The organism is Alkalimarinus coralli (genome assembly GCF_023650515.1).
GTDB classification, from domain to species: domain Bacteria; phylum Pseudomonadota; class Gammaproteobacteria; order Pseudomonadales; family Oleiphilaceae; genus Alkalimarinus; species Alkalimarinus coralli.
Genome location: NZ_CP096016.1, coordinates 2,055,269 through 2,072,758, shown reverse-complemented (window position 1 = coordinate 2,072,758; position 17,490 = coordinate 2,055,269). Strand labels below are relative to the sequence as shown.

General features: G+C 46.0%; 14 protein-coding genes. 13 read left to right on the top strand and 1 reads right to left on the bottom strand.

The annotated features are described in order from the left end of the window. Nucleotides 1-48: 48 nt before the first annotated feature. The 9 genes from sucC to rluB all read left to right on the top strand — a co-directional run bounded on the left by sucC (nucleotide 49) and on the right by rluB (nucleotide 8,334). Complete coding sequence (gene sucC, locus MY523_RS09175; RefSeq protein WP_250658473.1) at nucleotides 49-1,218, top strand: ADP-forming succinate--CoA ligase subunit beta; 1,170 nt, start codon at nucleotides 49-51, stop codon at nucleotides 1,216-1,218. Next, a complete protein-coding gene (gene sucD, locus MY523_RS09170; RefSeq protein ID WP_250658472.1) occupies nucleotides 1,218-2,090 on the top strand; it encodes a succinate--CoA ligase subunit alpha in 873 nt (290 codons plus the stop codon). Before sucC ends, sucD begins: the two co-directional genes overlap by 1 nt. A 366-nt stretch (nucleotides 2,091-2,456) precedes the next feature. Beyond that, nucleotides 2,457-2,675, top strand: a complete 219-nt coding sequence (locus MY523_RS09165; RefSeq protein WP_250656339.1) for a hypothetical protein — start codon at nucleotides 2,457-2,459, stop codon at nucleotides 2,673-2,675. A gap of 67 nt (nucleotides 2,676-2,742) precedes the next feature. Next, entirely contained in the window at nucleotides 2,743-2,913 is a 171-nt protein-coding gene (locus tag MY523_RS09160; protein WP_250656340.1) for a hypothetical protein, read from the top strand. 25 nt (nucleotides 2,914-2,938) lie between these two features. Further along, nucleotides 2,939-4,204: a group II intron reverse transcriptase/maturase gene (gene ltrA / locus MY523_RS09155; protein ID WP_250656341.1), complete on the top strand. Its 1,266-nt coding sequence runs from the start codon at nucleotides 2,939-2,941 to the stop codon at nucleotides 4,202-4,204. A gap of 197 nt (nucleotides 4,205-4,401) precedes the next feature. Then, nucleotides 4,402-5,616, top strand: a complete 1,215-nt coding sequence (locus MY523_RS09150; RefSeq protein ID WP_250658471.1) for a tryptophan--tRNA ligase — start codon at nucleotides 4,402-4,404, stop codon at nucleotides 5,614-5,616. A 163-nt stretch (nucleotides 5,617-5,779) separates the two neighbouring features. Beyond that, nucleotides 5,780-6,607 carry a segregation and condensation protein A gene (locus MY523_RS09145; protein ID WP_250658470.1) on the top strand — a complete coding sequence of 276 codons (828 nt, stop codon included), beginning with the start codon at nucleotides 5,780-5,782 and terminating at the stop codon, nucleotides 6,605-6,607. Beyond that, a complete protein-coding gene (scpB, locus tag MY523_RS09140; protein WP_250658469.1) occupies nucleotides 6,604-7,341 on the top strand; it encodes an SMC-Scp complex subunit ScpB in 738 nt (245 codons plus the stop codon). The genes MY523_RS09145 and scpB overlap by 4 nt, the downstream gene beginning before the upstream one ends. 63 nt (nucleotides 7,342-7,404) lie before the next feature. Beyond that, the gene (gene rluB / locus MY523_RS09135; RefSeq protein ID WP_250658468.1) at nucleotides 7,405-8,334 is read left to right on the top strand and encodes a 23S rRNA pseudouridine(2605) synthase RluB; all 930 of its coding nucleotides are present in this window, start codon (nucleotides 7,405-7,407) and stop codon (nucleotides 8,332-8,334) included. Nucleotides 8,335-8,434: 100 nt separating this feature from the next. On the opposite strand, the gene MY523_RS09130 is transcribed toward rluB, so the two are convergent. Then, complete coding sequence (locus MY523_RS09130; RefSeq protein ID WP_250658467.1) at nucleotides 8,435-9,400, bottom strand: GGDEF domain-containing protein; 966 nt, start codon at nucleotides 9,398-9,400, stop codon at nucleotides 8,435-8,437. Between the two features lie 268 nt (nucleotides 9,401-9,668). Between MY523_RS09130 and MY523_RS09125 the strand changes: the two genes are divergently transcribed. The 4 genes from MY523_RS09125 (at nucleotide 9,669) to ligA (ending at nucleotide 17,450) form a co-directional block, all read left to right on the top strand. Further along, the gene (locus MY523_RS09125) at nucleotides 9,669-10,355 is read left to right on the top strand and encodes a GntR family transcriptional regulator (RefSeq protein WP_250658466.1); all 687 of its coding nucleotides are present in this window, start codon (nucleotides 9,669-9,671) and stop codon (nucleotides 10,353-10,355) included. Nucleotides 10,356-10,393: 38 nt separating this feature from the next. Beyond that, nucleotides 10,394-13,918 (top strand): chromosome segregation protein SMC, encoded by a 3,525-nt coding sequence (gene smc / locus MY523_RS09120; protein ID WP_250658465.1) that lies wholly within the window; start codon nucleotides 10,394-10,396, stop codon nucleotides 13,916-13,918. A gap of 290 nt (nucleotides 13,919-14,208) precedes the next feature. After that, a complete protein-coding gene (gene zipA / locus MY523_RS09115; RefSeq protein ID WP_250658464.1) occupies nucleotides 14,209-15,270 on the top strand; it encodes a cell division protein ZipA in 1,062 nt (353 codons plus the stop codon). Between the two features lie 170 nt (nucleotides 15,271-15,440). Continuing rightward, entirely contained in the window at nucleotides 15,441-17,450 is a 2,010-nt protein-coding gene (gene ligA, locus MY523_RS09110; protein WP_250658463.1) for an NAD-dependent DNA ligase LigA, read from the top strand. Nucleotides 17,451-17,490: the final 40 nt, after the last annotated feature.

Genomic DNA, 17,490 nt, shown 5'->3' with positions numbered 1-17,490 from the left:
CATATATAATTGGGCATTATACAACTGTCTGGATAAACGGAAAAAACTATGAATCTACACGAGTATCAGGCAAAGCAACTTTTCGCTGAGTATGGCTTGCCTGTATCAACTGGATACGCTTGCGATACCCCTGAAGAAGCTGCGGCAGCTGCTGACAAAATTGGCGGAGACAAATGGGTAGTTAAAGCACAGGTTCATGCTGGTGGCCGGGGTAAAGCTGGCGGTGTTAAGCTTGTTAGCTCAAAAGATGATATAAAAGCGTTCGCAGAGCAGTGGTTGGGCAAAAACCTTGTGACCTATCAAACTGATGCGAATGGTCAGCCAGTTACTAAAATTCTGGTTGAATCTTGTACTGATATTGCTCAGGAGCTGTATTTAGGTGCAGTAGTAGATCGCAGCACTCGTAGAGTCGTGTTTATGGCGTCTACTGAGGGTGGCGTTGAGATTGAGAAAGTCGCAGAAGAAACTCCCGAAAAAATTCTTCAGGCGGTCATTGATCCGTTGGTTGGTGCTCAGCCATACCAAGCCAGAGATTTGGCATTTCAGCTAGGTCTGAACAGCAGCCAAATCAAGCAGTTCACCAAATTGTTTATCGGCTTATCGCAGTTGTTTCATGATTATGACTTGGCGTTGCTAGAAATAAACCCTCTTGTTATTACTGATGAAGGAAACCTTCATTGTCTGGATGGCAAGATTAATATCGATTCAAATGCTCTTTATCGTCAGCCTAAGCTGGTTGAGATGAGAGACCCCTCCCAGGAAGATGCGCGTGAAGCAGAAGCAGCAGAGTGGGAACTTAACTATGTCGCATTAGATGGAAACATTGGCTGTATGGTTAATGGTGCCGGTCTGGCGATGGGAACCATGGATATAGTTAAGCTTCATGGTGGAGAGCCTGCTAACTTCCTTGACGTTGGTGGCGGTGCGACCAAAGAGCGTGTCACTGAAGCGTTTAAAATTATCCTCTCTGATGATAGCGTTAAAGCGGTGCTGGTTAACATCTTCGGTGGTATTGTACGTTGTGACCTTATTGCGGACGGCATAATCGGTGCTGTTGAAGAGGTCGGTGTTGCTGTGCCAGTCGTTGTTAGACTGGAAGGTAACAATGCTGATTTGGGTACTAAGAAGCTGGCAGACAGCGGACTAAACATTATTGCGGCCGACAGTCTGGAGCATGCCGCTGATTCAGTTGTTAAGGCAGCAGGGGGCCAAGCATAATGAGTGTTTTAATCGACAAGAATACCAAGGTTATCTGTCAGGGCTTTACCGGTGCCCAAGGTACGTTCCACTCTGAGCAGGCTATTGAATACGGCACTAATATGGTAGGCGGCGTTACGCCAGGCAAAGGTGGCCAGACTCATTTGGGGCTACCTGTTTTCAACACGGTAAGAGAGGCGGTTGAGCAAACAGGGGCAGATGCGTCTGTGATTTATGTTCCAGCTCCTTTTTGTAAAGACTCTATTCTCGAAGCCGCCAATGGTGGAATTAAGCTGATCGTTTGTATTACAGAAGGTATCCCTACACTTGACATGCTTGATGCAAAAGTTAAGTGCGATGAGTTGGGTGTACGTTTAATCGGACCTAACTGCCCTGGAGTTATAACGCCTGGAGAGTCAAAAATAGGGATTATGCCGGGTCATATTCATTTGCCCGGTAAAGTGGGCATTGTTTCCCGTTCAGGAACTCTGACTTATGAAGCCGTTAAGCAGACTACTGATTACGGTTATGGACAGTCTACCTGTGTAGGTATTGGTGGAGATCCTATTCCGGGATCTAGTTTCATTGATGTTCTGGAGTTATTCCAGAATGACCCGCAGACTGAAGCGATAGTTATGATTGGTGAAATCGGTGGTTCAGCAGAAGAGGAAGCTGCCGAGTATATTAAACATAATGTGACTAAGCCTGTCGTGTCGTATATAGCGGGTGTTACTGCTCCAGCGGGTAAGCGTATGGGGCACGCCGGAGCGATCATTGCCGGAGGTAAAGGTACAGCTACTGAGAAGTTTGCAGCACTTGAAGATGCAGGTGTTAAAACGGTTAAAAGCCTGGCAGATATCGGTAAGGCATTAGCCGAAGTGACTGGCTGGTAGTGTCAACGCATCTATGCTCTAACTAACGGTTGGAGCAGTTATTTAAGAGCCGTCTCAATTATGAGACGGCTTTTTTGTTTGCCCAGCGAAGCTGGCAAACCCGTCCACTTGAAAGAAAGTGGAATCACCCTGACTAAGGGGAAGATAATCTGAATGGCAAGGGCGCCACTGGCCAACGGTGGGGTCTGAAGGAAGCCATAGGAAGTTAGAGGTACACAACTAACCGTAACCTGTTTCGGCGGTGTTGGTGGGTAAGCGTCCAAAATAGCGCGAAGCCCAATACTTAGTCAGACCAACAACGTGCTTGAGGGTGGGATCTCTAACAGGGAGTCAGTGCAGTAACTGGGGAAGCCTGGCACTGTATCCATGTCAAAGGAAATGACTGGACGTATTATTCAAGGGGTGACTCAAGAATGGTATGAGTGTGAGGTGGCAGATGAACCCGTAGTAGTTTTGAAGGCTAGGCCGATGAAAGCCAGTAATGGTGTGGAGGATAAAACCAAGCCGACCAACAGCGCAATGATTGTTGGGGCTAGCAAGATTCAAAAGGTCAGGCTAGTTGCGAAGGGGGGAAGTGGTCTATAAACCACTAAAAGAGAAACGTAATAGGTCGTGTGACTACAAGCGGCATTAACATGCTGGGCATCCTTCAATGGTAAAGAGTGAAATCGGCGCGATTGTTGTTGAGCTGGTCATGGGGAGTAATCATTTCTCTTCATTAGAGGCAACAAGGTGGTTAAGCATATTGCACAAAATTGGGTCAAACCAAGCTAGAAGACTTAACGCGATGATGAAACAAACCCAACACAATCTAGGCAGTTAACGGCTAGTGGTATGAGAAAATAAACGTGAGAGTTTACTACAGTCTTTATGGTCGTCTGCTATCACTGCAGGCACTCTATGACGCATTCAAGCGAGTGAAGAAGAATAAAGGTGCTGCCGGAATAGACGGGCAGAGCGTGCAGGACTTTGCACAAAACTTGGAAAGTAATCTCAAACAACTATTACTCGAACTACAAGAGAGGCGGTATCAACCGCAACCAGTAAAACGTGTTGAAATCGACAAGGACGATGGAAGTAAGCGGCTACTGGGTGTTCCCACGGTTCGAGACCGTGTCGTACAACAATGTTTATCGAATATCATCACCCCCATCTTCGACCCAGACTTTCACCCATCCAGCTATGGGTATAGAGAGGGGCGAAGCTGTCATCAAGCCATTAGCAAAGCGACGTTGTTTATACGAAAGTATCATCGTCAACACGTAGTGGATATGGATCTGTCGAAGTGCTTCGACATGCTCGACCATGATCTAATCATTCAGTCAGTGCGAAAACGAATCACAGATGGCAGTATTCTGAACTTGATAGACATGTTTCTAAAAAGTGGAGTGATGATAGGCTCAAGTTGGCAAAGCAACGACAAGGGAAGTCCGCAAGGCGGGGTGATCAGTCCATTGCTAGCCAATATCTACTTAGATGCCTTTGATCAGGAAATGAAACGACGTCAGCACCGAATAGTGCGATACGCCGATGATATCTTGATACTCTGTAGCTCAGAAGCGGCAGCAAAGAATGCACTAAAGGTAGCGAGTCATATTTTAGAAGAGACACTTAAGCTAAAAGTGAATGAGCGGAAAACTCACATTGCGCATAGCGATGATGGGATTAAATTCTTGGGAGTGGTGATAGGAACAAACTATACACGAATCCAAGAAAAGAAACTCAAGACACTGAAAGTAAAGGTGAAGCAAATTACCAAGCGCAATGGAGGAAAGAACTTAGCCGAGGTGCTAAAAGAACTGAATCCAGTGCTAAGAGGGTTTGCAAATTATTTTAAAATAGCGAATATAGGATATATCTTAAATCAATTATCAGGTTGGATAAGACGAAGGTTGAGAAGTGTACAGCTGAAACTGTGGAAGAAGCCGGGCAAACTGCATCGACGACTAAAGCAATTGGGCTACAAACCTCCGTTTAAGAGCATCAAGATGAACTCATGGAGAAATGCAGCGAGTCCATTGGCAAGTTATGCGATGCCTAATAACTGGTTCAAAGAAATCGGCTTATATCAGATAAATGAAGTAAGGACAGGGGTTCTTGTTCCTTATTGTTAAGGAATAGTAGATTACATGAGCCGTATACGAGATCCGTACGTACGGTTCTGTGAGAGGGAGGGGGCTGTAACGCCTCCCCCTACTCGATGTCTATAGCGTTCAAATGTTGCTCTTTCTGGGAAATGCAGGGTGGAGTCAGGGCTTTTCTGGTTTATAATTGATTTTTGAAACTAATATGACCGTTTGAGGATATACAATTGAGTGCCGTCGAGTCACAGCAACGCGTTTTATCAGGGATGAGGCCAACAGGTAAACTTCATCTTGGGCATTATCACGGTGTACTAAAAAATTGGGTTGAATTGCAGCATGACTTCGATTGTTTCTTCTTTGTAGCAGACTGGCATGCATTGACTACTCATTATGAAAATCCTCATATAATCGAACAAAGCGTATGGGACATGGTTATCGACTGGCTTGCTGCTGGTGTTAATCCGGGTTCAGCAACGCTGTTTATTCAGTCAAAGGTGCCAGAGCATGCGGAGTTGCATTTGCTGCTGTCAATGATGACACCGCTAGGATGGCTTGAAAGGGTGCCAACTTATAAAGACCAGCAAGAGAAGCTGAAGGAAAAAGACCTGGCGACTTACGGTTTTTTGGGGTATCCGTTGCTTCAGAGCGCCGACATTTTGATATACCGCGCGGGACAGGTGCCGGTCGGTGCTGATCAGGTTTCTCATGTAGAAATGACTCGTGAAATCGCGCGTCGCTTTAACCACTTGTACGGCAAGGATGTTGGGTTCGAAGAGCAAGCAGAGTCCGCGATTCAAAAAATGGGTAAGAAGAATGCCAAAATCTACCGCTCGTTGAGAAAACGTTTTCTCGAGCAGGGTGATGAAGAGGCGTTAGAAACAGCGAGAGCGTTGATTAAAGAGCAGCAGAATATATCGCTTGGCGATAGAGAGCGGTTGTTTGGTTATATTGAAGGTGGCGGAAAGGTAATTCTCCCAGAACCCCAGCCTTTGTTGACGCCAGCCGCAAAAATGCCTGGTTTGGACGGGCAAAAAATGTCTAAGTCTTACGGAAATACGATCGGGCTACGAGAAGAGTCAGATAGTGTGGTTAAGAAAATCAGGACGATGCAGACTGACCCTCAACGCGTAAGGCTTACTGACCCCGGAGACCCGGACAAATGCCCTGTTTGGCAATTGCATGACGTATATTCGGATGTCGATACCAAAAACTGGGTTCAGAAAGGGTGTCGCAGTGCAGGAATTGGTTGCCTGGAGTGCAAGAAACCGGTGATTGATGCGGTATTGGAAGAGCAAAAACCGATTCATGAGCGTGCCAAACAGTATGAAGAAAACCCCGAACTCGTCCGCTCAATTATAGCGGAAGGCGTCGAAACAGCGCGCGATGCAGCAAAGGCAACGTTGGAAGAAGTACGACGAGCAATGGGGTTATCATATCGCTAAACCTCTGATTGTGGGACGGAACTAATGCCGGATAGCAATTAAATCAGATGGAAATCGGGCGCAGGGCATCTCGTACAAAGACCTTGGCAACATGTCTGGAGACAAAGAAGTAAGGGTGCCCCGCGCCCGATAAAATGAATGTTATTAATTCAGGGCATATCTAATGTCGCACGAAATCAACGAACATATTGAGGAAGACGCGCCTCACATCCAGCAAGAGATGATTTTTGCCTTCGTTGATGGAAAGCCTGTCACTGAAATTCCGCAGGATCTCTATATACCTCCAGATGCACTAGAGGTGATGTTAGAAACGTTTGAAGGCCCGCTTGATTTATTGCTTTATCTGATTCGACGTCAGAATATGGATATTCTGAACGTTAATGTTAGCCAGATTACTCAGCAATATATGGAGTATATTGCGCTGATGAAGGCCATGAGATTTGAGCTGGCTGCTGAATATTTGTTAATGGCGGCAATGCTGGCGGAAATAAAGTCGCGAATGTTACTGCCGAGACATGAGGGGGATGATGACGATGAGGAAGACCCTAGGGCTGAACTGATAAGGCGGTTACAGCAATATGAGAGGTTTAAGCAAGCAGCCGAAGACCTGGATGAGTTGCCTAGAGTCGGGCGTGAGACATATATTGGTAATGTTGAGCCCCCATTGTTGAAAACGCAAAAAAAGCACCCCGATCTATCACTGCAGGAGCTAATGCTTGCGTTTAGCGAAGTGCTGCGTAGGTCAGATATGTTCGAAAGTCACCAGATAGAAAAAGAGACATTATCTACGCGAGAGAAAATGACACACGTACTGAGTCTGCTATCTGGAGAACGTTTTACAACGTTTGAGTCGCTTTTTAATATTGAAGAAGGCCGTTTGGGCGTCGTTGTCACCTTTTTAGCGATAATGGAATTGATAAAAGAGCAGTTAGTTGAGCTTATTCAAAACGAGTCATTTGGCCCAATACACCTCAAAGCGAGAACTCAATGAATAGCTCTCTGCAAGATACCGTAGGAACTAACGGTTCTAAAAGTAAAGCGGGGACTAAAGTCTCCAAAAGTAAAAAAGAATCGGCCGTCCGTATAAAAAATATTGTGGAAGCCGTATTGCTAACAGTAGGTAAACCGCTCGATATTGACCGTCTGCTTGACATATTTGGCGATGACGAGCAGCCTACGAAACAGTTGCTGCGTGAAGTTCTTGATGGAATTTCAGCGGATTGTGAGACTAAAGGTTTTGAACTGGTTAAGGTAGCCAGTGGCTATCGATTCCAGATTAAGCAGGACTTTGCGCCCTGGGTTAGTCGATTATGGGAAGAACGGCCGCAACGATATTCAAGGGCATTGCTGGAAACATTGGCACTGATTGCCTATAGGCAACCGATAACACGAGGTGACATTGAGGATATTAGGGGCGTCGCTGTTAGCTCTAATATTATCAAAACTCTGGTTGAGAGAAGCTGGATCAGAGTGGTCGGCCATAAGGATGTTCCCGGTAAGCCTGCGATGTATGGAACGACCAAACAGTTCCTCGACTATTTTAATCTGCAAGGGCTAGATCAACTGCCTCCACTATCAGAAATAAGAGATATAGAGGCAATCAGTCTTGAAATGAAGCGGCAGGTTACACCTGAAAATGGCAAGGCAGAAGAAATGGGCGTTGCCAATTCTTCTATGACAGATCACTTTGAGTTAGAGCCCGGCTCAGATATAAGCAATGACTAACAGAACTCAGTGAAGGAAGTGACCGCCTCCTTTGCTAACTTTACACACTTTTTGGTTAATAAAATGACATCGGATACACCTAATACGTCTTCATCGAACAATGAATCAAATAAGCCCTCGTCGGACTCTCTTGCAGGGGAAAGGTTACAGAAGCTCCTGTCACAAGCGGGTGTAGGGTCCCGGCGAGAAGTTGAGGCGTGGATTAAATCCGGCCGAATTTCTATTAACGGCGAGGTTGCGACGCTGGGCGACAGGGCACTTTTTACCGATAAGATCATGCTAGATGGCAAGCCGGTAAAAATGGATCGGGGTGATATGTCTGCGCGCCGAATTCTAATTTATAACAAGCCAGAAGGCGAGGTAAGTACAAGGAGTGACCCTGAAGGACGGCCAACGGTTTTTGATCGCCTCCCCCCCTTGAAAGGGCAGCGTTGGATTATAGTAGGAAGGCTCGATATAAATACATCTGGTCTGCTGCTCTTTACCACTGACGGAGAGTTGGCGAACAGGCTTATGCATCCCTCTTATGAAATTGATCGAGAGTATGCCGTTCGTATTAAGGGCGATGTTGACGACGAGATGATTGAGCGCTTAAAACAGGGGGTGTTGTTGGAGGACGGAATGGCCAAGTTCACCGATATACATGATTCAGGTGGTACAGGCCTTAATCACTGGTTCCATGTCGTGCTAATGGAAGGTAGAAATAGGGAGGTTCGACGCCTCTGGGGCTCGCAAGGCGTGTCTGTTAGCCGGCTGAAACGGGTAAGGTTTGGCTGTATGTTTATGCCTTCCAGGCTTAAGGTTGGGCAGTATGAGGAGTTAGGCCAAAAAGATGCTGATAACCTCTCCGCAATGGTTGGCCTGAAACCCAAGCCCGTCGCTAAGAAGAAGCCGAAAGATATTGAGAAGCTTAAACGCCAGAGTAAGAAGAAAGCAAAACCGGTTATCGACGGAAGGCGCAAGTCATCGCGCCCTGCGGGTCGCCGAAAATAAAATTTGCAAGATATGCTAGCCAAAAAAACGCTATAAATGCCGGATTTTTTCTTAGTTGTAGTGAAGTAAAGCCACACAGCTGATCCGGCAATTTTAGTTGCTAGGCAGTTAAATGATTGGTTTCTCCATTCGTCATATTCTGCCTGATTGGGGATTCAGCAGACACGACCCTATTTCTGCCTGCGTTTTTGGCTTCATATAGCGCTTTGTCAGACCTTTCCAGAAGTGACTCAAGCTTTTCGTCATGTATAAATGTTGCAGTGCCAAGGCTGATTGTTAACGGGATTATTTTATCCCCGTGGACAAAGCGGGTTTTGCTCACTGCAAGCCTCAGTCGCTCAGCAATAATTTTCGCACCGACTTCGTTGGTTTTGTTAAGAAGTACTATAAACTCCTCACCACCACACCTGAAGCATAAGTCGCTTTTTCTTGCAGAGTTGGTCATGCACTCTACCAACTGCTTTAAAATATTGTCTCCAGCTGCGTGACCATATTGGTCGTTTATGTTTTTAAAGTAGTCAATATCGATGGTTATTACAGATAGCGGATGGTTGTGGCGTCTCGAAAGTTCTGTCTCTCGTGCTAATGCCGTATCCAGCGCCCGCTTGTTTCCGCAGCCGGTGAGTGAATCCTGTAGTGCGGCATCAAGTGCTCTTTTATACATTAGGGCATTCTTAAGAGGAAAAACTAACGTACCCATGAGCCTTTCCAATATGGCAAGCTCTTCTTCCTTAAACTTTTTGGATCGGGTAAGGCTAACTTCGCCCAAATCATCATTCTCGAGTTTCAACTTATAGTTGCACGAATGCGCAGAGCGTTTTTCGGACGTGATGTAGCTTCCTGCGGTTTCACAACTGTATTCGAACTGGTCGAAATCAATGAGTTTGCCAACTTCTTCTACAAACATGTTGACGATATGTTTAATATCCAGAGTGGTTTGTAGCCTGCGAGTCAGGCGAGAAATAATGTCATCGCTATCAGCCAAATGCTTAGCAAGCTCGTTGTAGGTAGAAACCAATCTTGCCTTTGTAAAGTCAATGGTGTCCGCTTTTTTGTTTGTCGTCATTACTTCGCTCCCGAATAGCGGCAAGTTACTGCTGTTAATGCTCGTTATCGATACTTTGGAGTGTGAAGGCGATATTCGTGCCAATGCTGAAATTGCTATTTAAAACAGGTGGATAGGTATATTTCGCTCGGCTGATAATTGCCGGCCGGCAAAAAAATGACGCTCCAATACCCAATATTTAGTTCAAAAAACAGCAAACAATCTCATCGAAGCGATAAAACTATGTGATAAAATCCGCTCAATTTTAGTTTTCAGGTTATTAACACTAATGAGATTTCAGGCACCGGAAAGTCTTTCCGAACAGATAGCGCAGCACATCGGTCTTCGAATTATTAAGGCAGAGTTAAAACCAAAAGAGAGAATTCAGGAATTAAAAGTGGCCAAAGAACTTGATGTAAGTCGAGGTTCTGTTCGCGAAGCACTTTTGATACTTGAACGGCGGCATTTGGTTAATATTTTTCCTAGAAAAGGGGCTGTTGTGTCTGAGTTATCAGCACACCATGTAAACTGTTTGTACGATATGTACATTACGCTCCTGTCTATGTTGCTCTCAACGTTTTCACAATGCTGGAAAGACGGAGACCTGGAGGAGATGATAGAAAAGGTAGAGTCGATAAATAAGTTAATGTCCTCTCCTGAAAAGCCGGTTGATAAAATTGTTGAAGCGGGCTTTGAGCTAATGAGTATGACCTATGAAGTGGTAAACAATCCTTACCTTGAAGAAACACTGGAAAACTTCAAACCGGGAATTAGCAGGACATACTACTTGGCGATGAAACCAAGGCAAGAAGAACTCCATCAGACCAGAGCTTTTTTTAACAAGCTTGTGTCGGCGGTGCTGAAAAGAGATCAGGAAGCCGTTAAGGTTATCGTCGCGGACTATGGCGAATTTCAGCGCACATTAACGCTGCAAGAACTGAAATCGGCAACATCTACGTCAAACTCGTATATTTAGCGACTGTTTAAACGCTACTGTTAAGCAAGGATAGGTGAATGAGGCTTAAATCAATCAAACTAGCGGGTTTTAAGTCATTTGTAGATCCTACCACTGTGCCGTTCCCTACCAATCTTGCCGCTGTTGTTGGGCCCAACGGTTGTGGTAAGTCCAACATTATTGACGCTGTAAGGTGGGTGATGGGGGAAAGTTCTGCCAAGCACCTTCGCGGCGAATCGATGACCGATGTCATTTTTAATGGGGCGAATGGGCGCAAGCCGGTGGGGCAAGCTTCGATAGAGTTAGTGTTTGATAATAGTGAAGGCAAGCTTGTGGGCGAGTATGCCCAGTTTAATGAGATATCTATTCGGCGGAAAGTAACCCGGGAAGCCCAATCATTCTACTACCTGAACGGAACAAAATGCCGCCGACGGGATATTACCGATTTGTTTCTGGGAACAGGCTTGGGGCCTCGTAGTTACGCCATTATCGAACAGGGGATGATATCAAAGCTTATTGAATCCAAGCCTGAGGAACTGAGAGTCTTCCTGGAAGAAGCCGCCGGTATATCAAAATATAAAGAGCGGCGTCGTGATACTGAAAGGCGAATGAAGCGCACTGAGGAAAATCTTGAACGCCTGTCCGATATACGAGAAGAGCTTGAAAGGCAGCTTTCACATCTACACAAGCAAGCTCAAGCTGCAGAGAAATATACTGAACTCAAGAAAGATGAAAGGCTCAAAAATGCCCAGCTTAATGCGCTGAAATGGAAAGCGTTAGATCAGCAGGTAGCTGACAAGACTGGTAAGGTGCAAACACTTGAGCTGGAGCTGGAAGCACTTCTATACGCACGAACCTCAAGCGAAGCAAGATCCGAGCAACTTCGTATTGAGCACCATGACAGCAGTGAAGAGTTCAATAGGGTGCAGGCGCGCTATTACGACTCTGGTGCTGAAATCGCCAGAGTGGAGCAGAGTCTACAGCACCAAAAAGAGCGCGCATTGCAGCTGCAGAAAGAGCTTCAGGAGGCTGTCTCGTCAGTCAAAGAGCTGCAAGAAGAATTGGCTACAGATCAGCAGCGCTTGGATGATATTGACGCTGAGTACGAAGAGCTGGCCCCCGAACTTGAAGAGAGCATTGCCAAGTCAGAAGAGTCTTCGGAAAAATTGGCCGTAATGGAAGATGAAATGCAGCGTTGGCAGCATGGCTGGGAGCAGTTCAATCATCAGTCCTCAGATGCCAGACAAAGAGCTGAAGTGGAGCAGTCCAGAATTCAACAGAGTGAACAGTCTCTACAGCGTTTAGATGAAAAAACAAGACGCTTACAGGAAGAGCTGGCTAACCTTCAAGGCCAAAATGATCACAGTGTTCTTGATGAACTCAAAGAGCAGATTGCTGAAAAAGAGTTAGTGGTCGAAGATGCACGCGGAGTAAAGCTGAGCGCGTCTGAAGTTATCGCTAAGAATCGAGAATCAATCACCCAAATCGAACAGGCGCTTGCTGCCAGCAGAAAGCAGTACCAGCAAAGCAGTGGCGAGCTGGCCTCCAAAAAGGCTTTGCAAAAGGGCGCACTCGGGGATGACGATCAGGAGCGAGTAACCTGGCTGCAGGCGCAGAGTATTGATAGCGCACTCTCTCTGACTCAGCAGCTAAAAGTGCAGGATGGCTGGGACAGTGCGGTGGAGGCTGTTCTGAGTCATTTTCTTCAGAGTATTAACGTCCCTGAACTGAGTATTATTTCAGACTTTAACATCGCGGATATTGCCTCATCAATATCACTATTCGAGAATTCTGCTGGTGATTCAAACCGCGTCATTGCAGGTGAAAAATCGCTCGAGAATGCCGTTCTCTCATCGTTTGTAAAAGGGGGGGCTTGCTATTATCCAATACTCAATAAAGTTTATGTTGCTGACTCCTTAAAAGAGGCAAATGCGATTCGCCACAAGCTCTCTGATGATGAATCTATAGTACTGACTGATGGCACAAGAATAGGGCGTCACTGGGTCAAGTTTCCCGGAAAGTCCTCAGCAGCAGGCGGCTTGTTGCAGCGGCAGAAAGATATAGACGCATTAAACGAAGTTATAGCACAGCAGAGTTTAGACATTGCTGCTCTCGAACAGGAGCTGGAGCGTAATCAATCAGATTTAAAGGAGAGCGAACACCGCTTTGAAGATGCTACGCGTCAAGTAACCGAAGCAGAACGAGATTTGTCACTATTGACCTCACAATTACGCTCCGCAGAAGTTAAGTTTGAACAGATTGCAGCAAGAGTCGAACGAACCAGGGAAGATATTGAAGATCTTGCGCTGCAGCGCGAGCAAGAACTTGAAGCGTTAGAGACATCTCGCATTGTGTGGCAACAAGCAATGGATGAGATGGACAAAAATGCAGATGAACGAGAAGTTCTGCTACAGCGAAGGGACGATATTCGAGCCTCGTTAGATAGCTATCGGCAGCAAGCACGACATGAAAGAGATATCTCTCACCAGCTGCAACTAAAGGTGCAGTCAGCGAAAAATCAGAAAGAGTCGCTATCGACCACCATATACAAATTGAATTTGCAGTTGGAACGAGTGAAAGAGCGGCATCGCTTATTGCAGGAAAATAGCGAATCAAATGCAGACCCTGTTGAAGAGCTTCAAATCAGACTTGAGGCGTTGCTCGAAAATAGGCTGAACGAAGAAGCACTACTCAACGCCGCCCGTGAAAAGCTAGAACGAGTTGATCAGTTAATAAAAGAGCAGGAGCGCGGTCGAAGCGAAAATGACAATAAGATTAATGAGGTCAGAGCGAAGCTTGAGCAAGAAAAAATGGAGTCGCAAGCGCACGAAATTCATCGGGCGGGCCTTGAAGAGCAGTTAAAAAAAGACAGTTTTGATCTGCAGGTGGTATTGAATACACTGCCCGGTGATGCTGAGGAGAGTGCCTGGATCGCGGAACTGGGAAAAATTGCTAACCGAATTCAACGGTTAGGGGCTATTAACCTGGCTGCGATTGATGAGTACAAAGTCCAAAGCGAACGCAAAACCTATCTGGATGCTCAGGATGCCGACTTAAGAGAAGCGCTTGAAACGTTGGAGTCAGCGATTCGTAAGATCGACAGAGAGACCAGAGCCCGATTTAAAGAGACATACGACAAAGTGAACAATGGGCTTCAGGAGCTGTTTCCGAAAGTGTTTGGTGGAGGCAGCGCCTATCTTGACTTAACAGGGGACGACCTGCTGGAAACTGGCGTTTCTATTATGGCTCGACCGCCCGGTAAAAAGAACTCTACCATTCATTTGTTGTCTGGTGGAGAAAAAGCCCTCACAGCGATTGCATTGATATTCTCTATCTTTCAGCTTAACCCTGCGCCGTTTTGTATGTTGGACGAGGTCGATGCGCCTCTGGATGACGCTAACGTTGCACGCTATGCCAATATGGTGAGGGAGATGTCTGATCAAGTACAGTTCATCTACATTACTCACAATAAGATCGCCATGGAAATGGCTGATCAGCTAATGGGGGTGACAATGCATGAGCCAGGTGTTTCAAGGTTGGTCTCAGTCGATGTAGAAGAAGCCGCACAAATGGCTGCGGTTTAAACACCAAAAACCACCTCATTGATGTTGAGATTTTGCGTATAGCAAAATGCAGACTTTGCCTCACCCGTCAAAACCGTAAAAAAATCGCCGGTATAGTGGCAATTACTATTCAGAAATGGCGAGCCTACCGTTACAATTAGCACTTGATGGTAATTTTTTGTTAATCTCTAGTATAGAGTTCATTATTAATATGTTTGTAAGAATGAACGGCAGTAGTCGACTCAGTGATTGCTAACCGGATATTAGTCTAATCTACAAACAGTAATACGGTTTTATGTAAGAATATGGATATGAATTTACGAGAGTGGTTAATTGTTTTTGGTGGTCTAATTATTGCCGGAATCGTCATTGACGGCATACGAAGAATGAGGCGCGCCAGACGCGACTCACTTGAAATATCAATGGGCATGGGAGGCGAGATAGAGAACTCCCCACTTGATGAAGGTTTTAACCCTGAACTTCCCAACGGTGGGGCGAGGTTAGCCAATAGCGCTAAGCGGAATGTTGTTGAGGAAACATCACAGCACGCCGATGAGGACTATACTCAAGACGCTTCTCAATTTTCTGATCCTCATGCGCGAATTGAGCCATCCATTGAAACAGGCAATATCGACATGGGCGATGACAACCTTTCTGCGGTGAGAGTTGTTGCTCGTAAAGATAAACGAGATACAGCTGACTCAATGGGGGCTGTCGACGAACGTAGTATCAGCAATGAACCAGCCTCAGATGACAAAAATGCTGTGGTTGATGGTGAGATTCGTGCAACGAAACCTTCCGCACCGACTGGTCGGGCCAGCGCTGGTGGAACAAAGCCTAAAACGAAAATGACCTTCGGAGAAGGCTTGAAAGCATCCAGCTCTAAAATTAAATCTGCTTCGAATAAGTCGAAGCAGGCGAAAAAAGAGCAAAAGCCCAAGCCTGCCCAAGAGGTCATTGTATTGAATGTGATGAGCAAGTCTGCCGAGGGCTTCAAGGGCTCTGATTTGAGCACACTGCTTGAAGCATGCGGTGTAGAGCATGGTGATATGTCGATCTTTCATCGACACGAAGGCGCCGTAGACAGCCCTGTCCAATTTAGTGTAGCAAATGCCGTAGAGCCTGGTTATTTCCCGAAAGACCAGTTAAATGATATGACAACGCCTGGTATCTGCTTTTTTATGAGCCTGCCTGGACCAGAAGACAATATGAGAGCATTCGACTATATGGTAGAAACCGCTCAATGTGTTGTCAGAAATTTATCTGGTGAGATGAAGGATGAAAGGCGAAGCGATATGACGCCCCAAACTCTGGAACACTGCCGTGAAAGAATCCGGGACTTTGAACGACGACAGCTAGCCGCCAGGTGCTAGCTCAGCTGTTGACAAGCTAATCTGTATTGCCTAAAAAGCGAAGCCTATGCTTCGCTTTTTATTTGGCGGGTACTCGGGCAAGTTGTTACGAACTGCACCTGGACGGTGTGCAAGTGACGCTCAAACCCAGTATTTGTGATTTCAAAATTAGTTTTATGAGACACCCAAGCATGCCTGTATCAGAAGATATTATTCAGCGAGTTGAACGACTGCGCGAAGAGTTGGATAAGCATAATTACCGTTACTACGTGATGGATGACCCTTCGGTGCCAGACGCAGAGTATGATCGTTTAATGAATGAGCTCAAAGCAATAGAAGGGGAATACCCTTCACTTGTTGTACCCGACTCGCCCACTCAGCGAGTAGGAGGTGAGCCACTCGCCGCATTCACCCAGGTAACGCATGAAATGCCAATGCTGTCGCTGGATAACGCGTTTAATGAAGACGATATGGCAGACTTTAACCGCAGAATTATCGAACGTTTAGCAAGCGATGAAGAGATTGAGTATGCCTGCGAGCCCAAACTGGACGGTATCGCCGTCAGTTTGCTTTATGAAAACGGCTATCTGGTAAGAGGGGCAACACGCGGGGATGGGGAAACGGGAGAAGATATCACCCAAAACGTGAGAACGATTAATTCGATTCCTCTAAAGCTAATGGGGAACGGGTTTCCTGAGCGCATTGAGATCAGAGGTGAAATCTACATGCCAAAGTCCTCTTTTGATGCACTGAATAAAGAGGCAGAACGGTTGGGTAACAAACCTTTTGTGAACCCTAGAAATGCCGCAGCCGGTAGTTTGAGGCAATTGGACTCAAAAATTACAGCGAGCCGAAATCTCGAAATGTGCTGTTATTCGGTGGGCATTGTAGAGGGGGGAAGCCTCAAAGAGACCCATACCGACTCACTGCACTGCTTAAACCAATGGGGGTTGAGAATTAACGCTGAAATGAAAGTGGTTAAAGGCGTTGCAGGCTGTTTGGAGTACTATCGGTCGATTGCAGAAAAGAGAAATGGTCTTCCATATGAAATCGATGGTGTTGTGTTCAAAGTCAATAACTTAGCGTTACAGCAGCGGTTGGGCTTTGTATCCCGTGCCCCTAGATGGGCTATTGCGCATAAATTCCCTGCCCAGGAAGAATTAACCGAAGTGTTAGATGTTGAATTTCAAGTCGGAAGAACCGGAGCCGTCACCCCAGTTGCTCGCTTAAAACCGGTTTTTGTCGGCGGTGTAACAGTTAGCAACGCGACTCTTCATAATATGGACGAAATTGAGCGCCTGGGGTTAATGATTGGTGATAGCGTCATTGTACGAAGAGCGGGAGACGTAATTCCTAAAGTTGTAAAGGTTGTTGAAGAGAAACGGCCTGACAACGCCCGACCAGTCCTGTTTCCAAGCCATTGCCCGGTGTGCGAGTCTGAAGTAGTGCAGCTTGAAGGTGAAGCCGTTGCTCGTTGCTCTGGTGGTCTTTTCTGTGCGGCGCAGCGTAAGGAAGCGATAAAGCACTACGCATCCAGAAAGGCAATGGATATTGATGGGCTGGGTGACAAGTTAGTTGAAGCGTTAGTTGATGAAGGCCACATAAAAAATGTTGCCGACTTATATACGCTTAGCCGATACCAAATAGCGAGCATGGAAAGAATGGCAGAAAAGTCAGCAGATAATTTGCTGGGCGCACTGGAGAAGTCTAAAAAAACCAAACTATCGAGCTTTATCTATTCGCTAGGGATAAGGGAAGTGGGGGAGACCACCGCAAGAACACTGTCAAATGCGTTTGGAACGTTGGACAAAATTCGAAATGCCACGGTTAATGAGTTGATTGCTGTTCAGGATGTTGGCCCGATTGTGGCGAATCATATTGTTTCCTTTTTTGAGCAGGCCCATAACAATGAGATTATTGACCAGTTAGTAGCAGAAGGCGTGAGCTGGCCAGATATCGTTGTTGATACGGCTGATAAGGCCTTGCAGGGTAAAACGTTCGTTATTACGGGCACACTCAGTCAGATGACTCGCGAAGAGGCCAAAGAGAAGTTGCTAGCGCTGGGGGCGAAAGTGAGTGGTAGTGTTTCCAAGAAAACCTATTGCCTAATTGCAGGAGAGGCAGCAGGCTCAAAGCTTAAAAAAGCAGAAGAGCTGGGCATTAAGGTTATGAACGAGCATGAATTTATCGATATGCTGTAGGCTTACCCAAAGTAAGTCTACAGCATGATTGAGCCTGCAA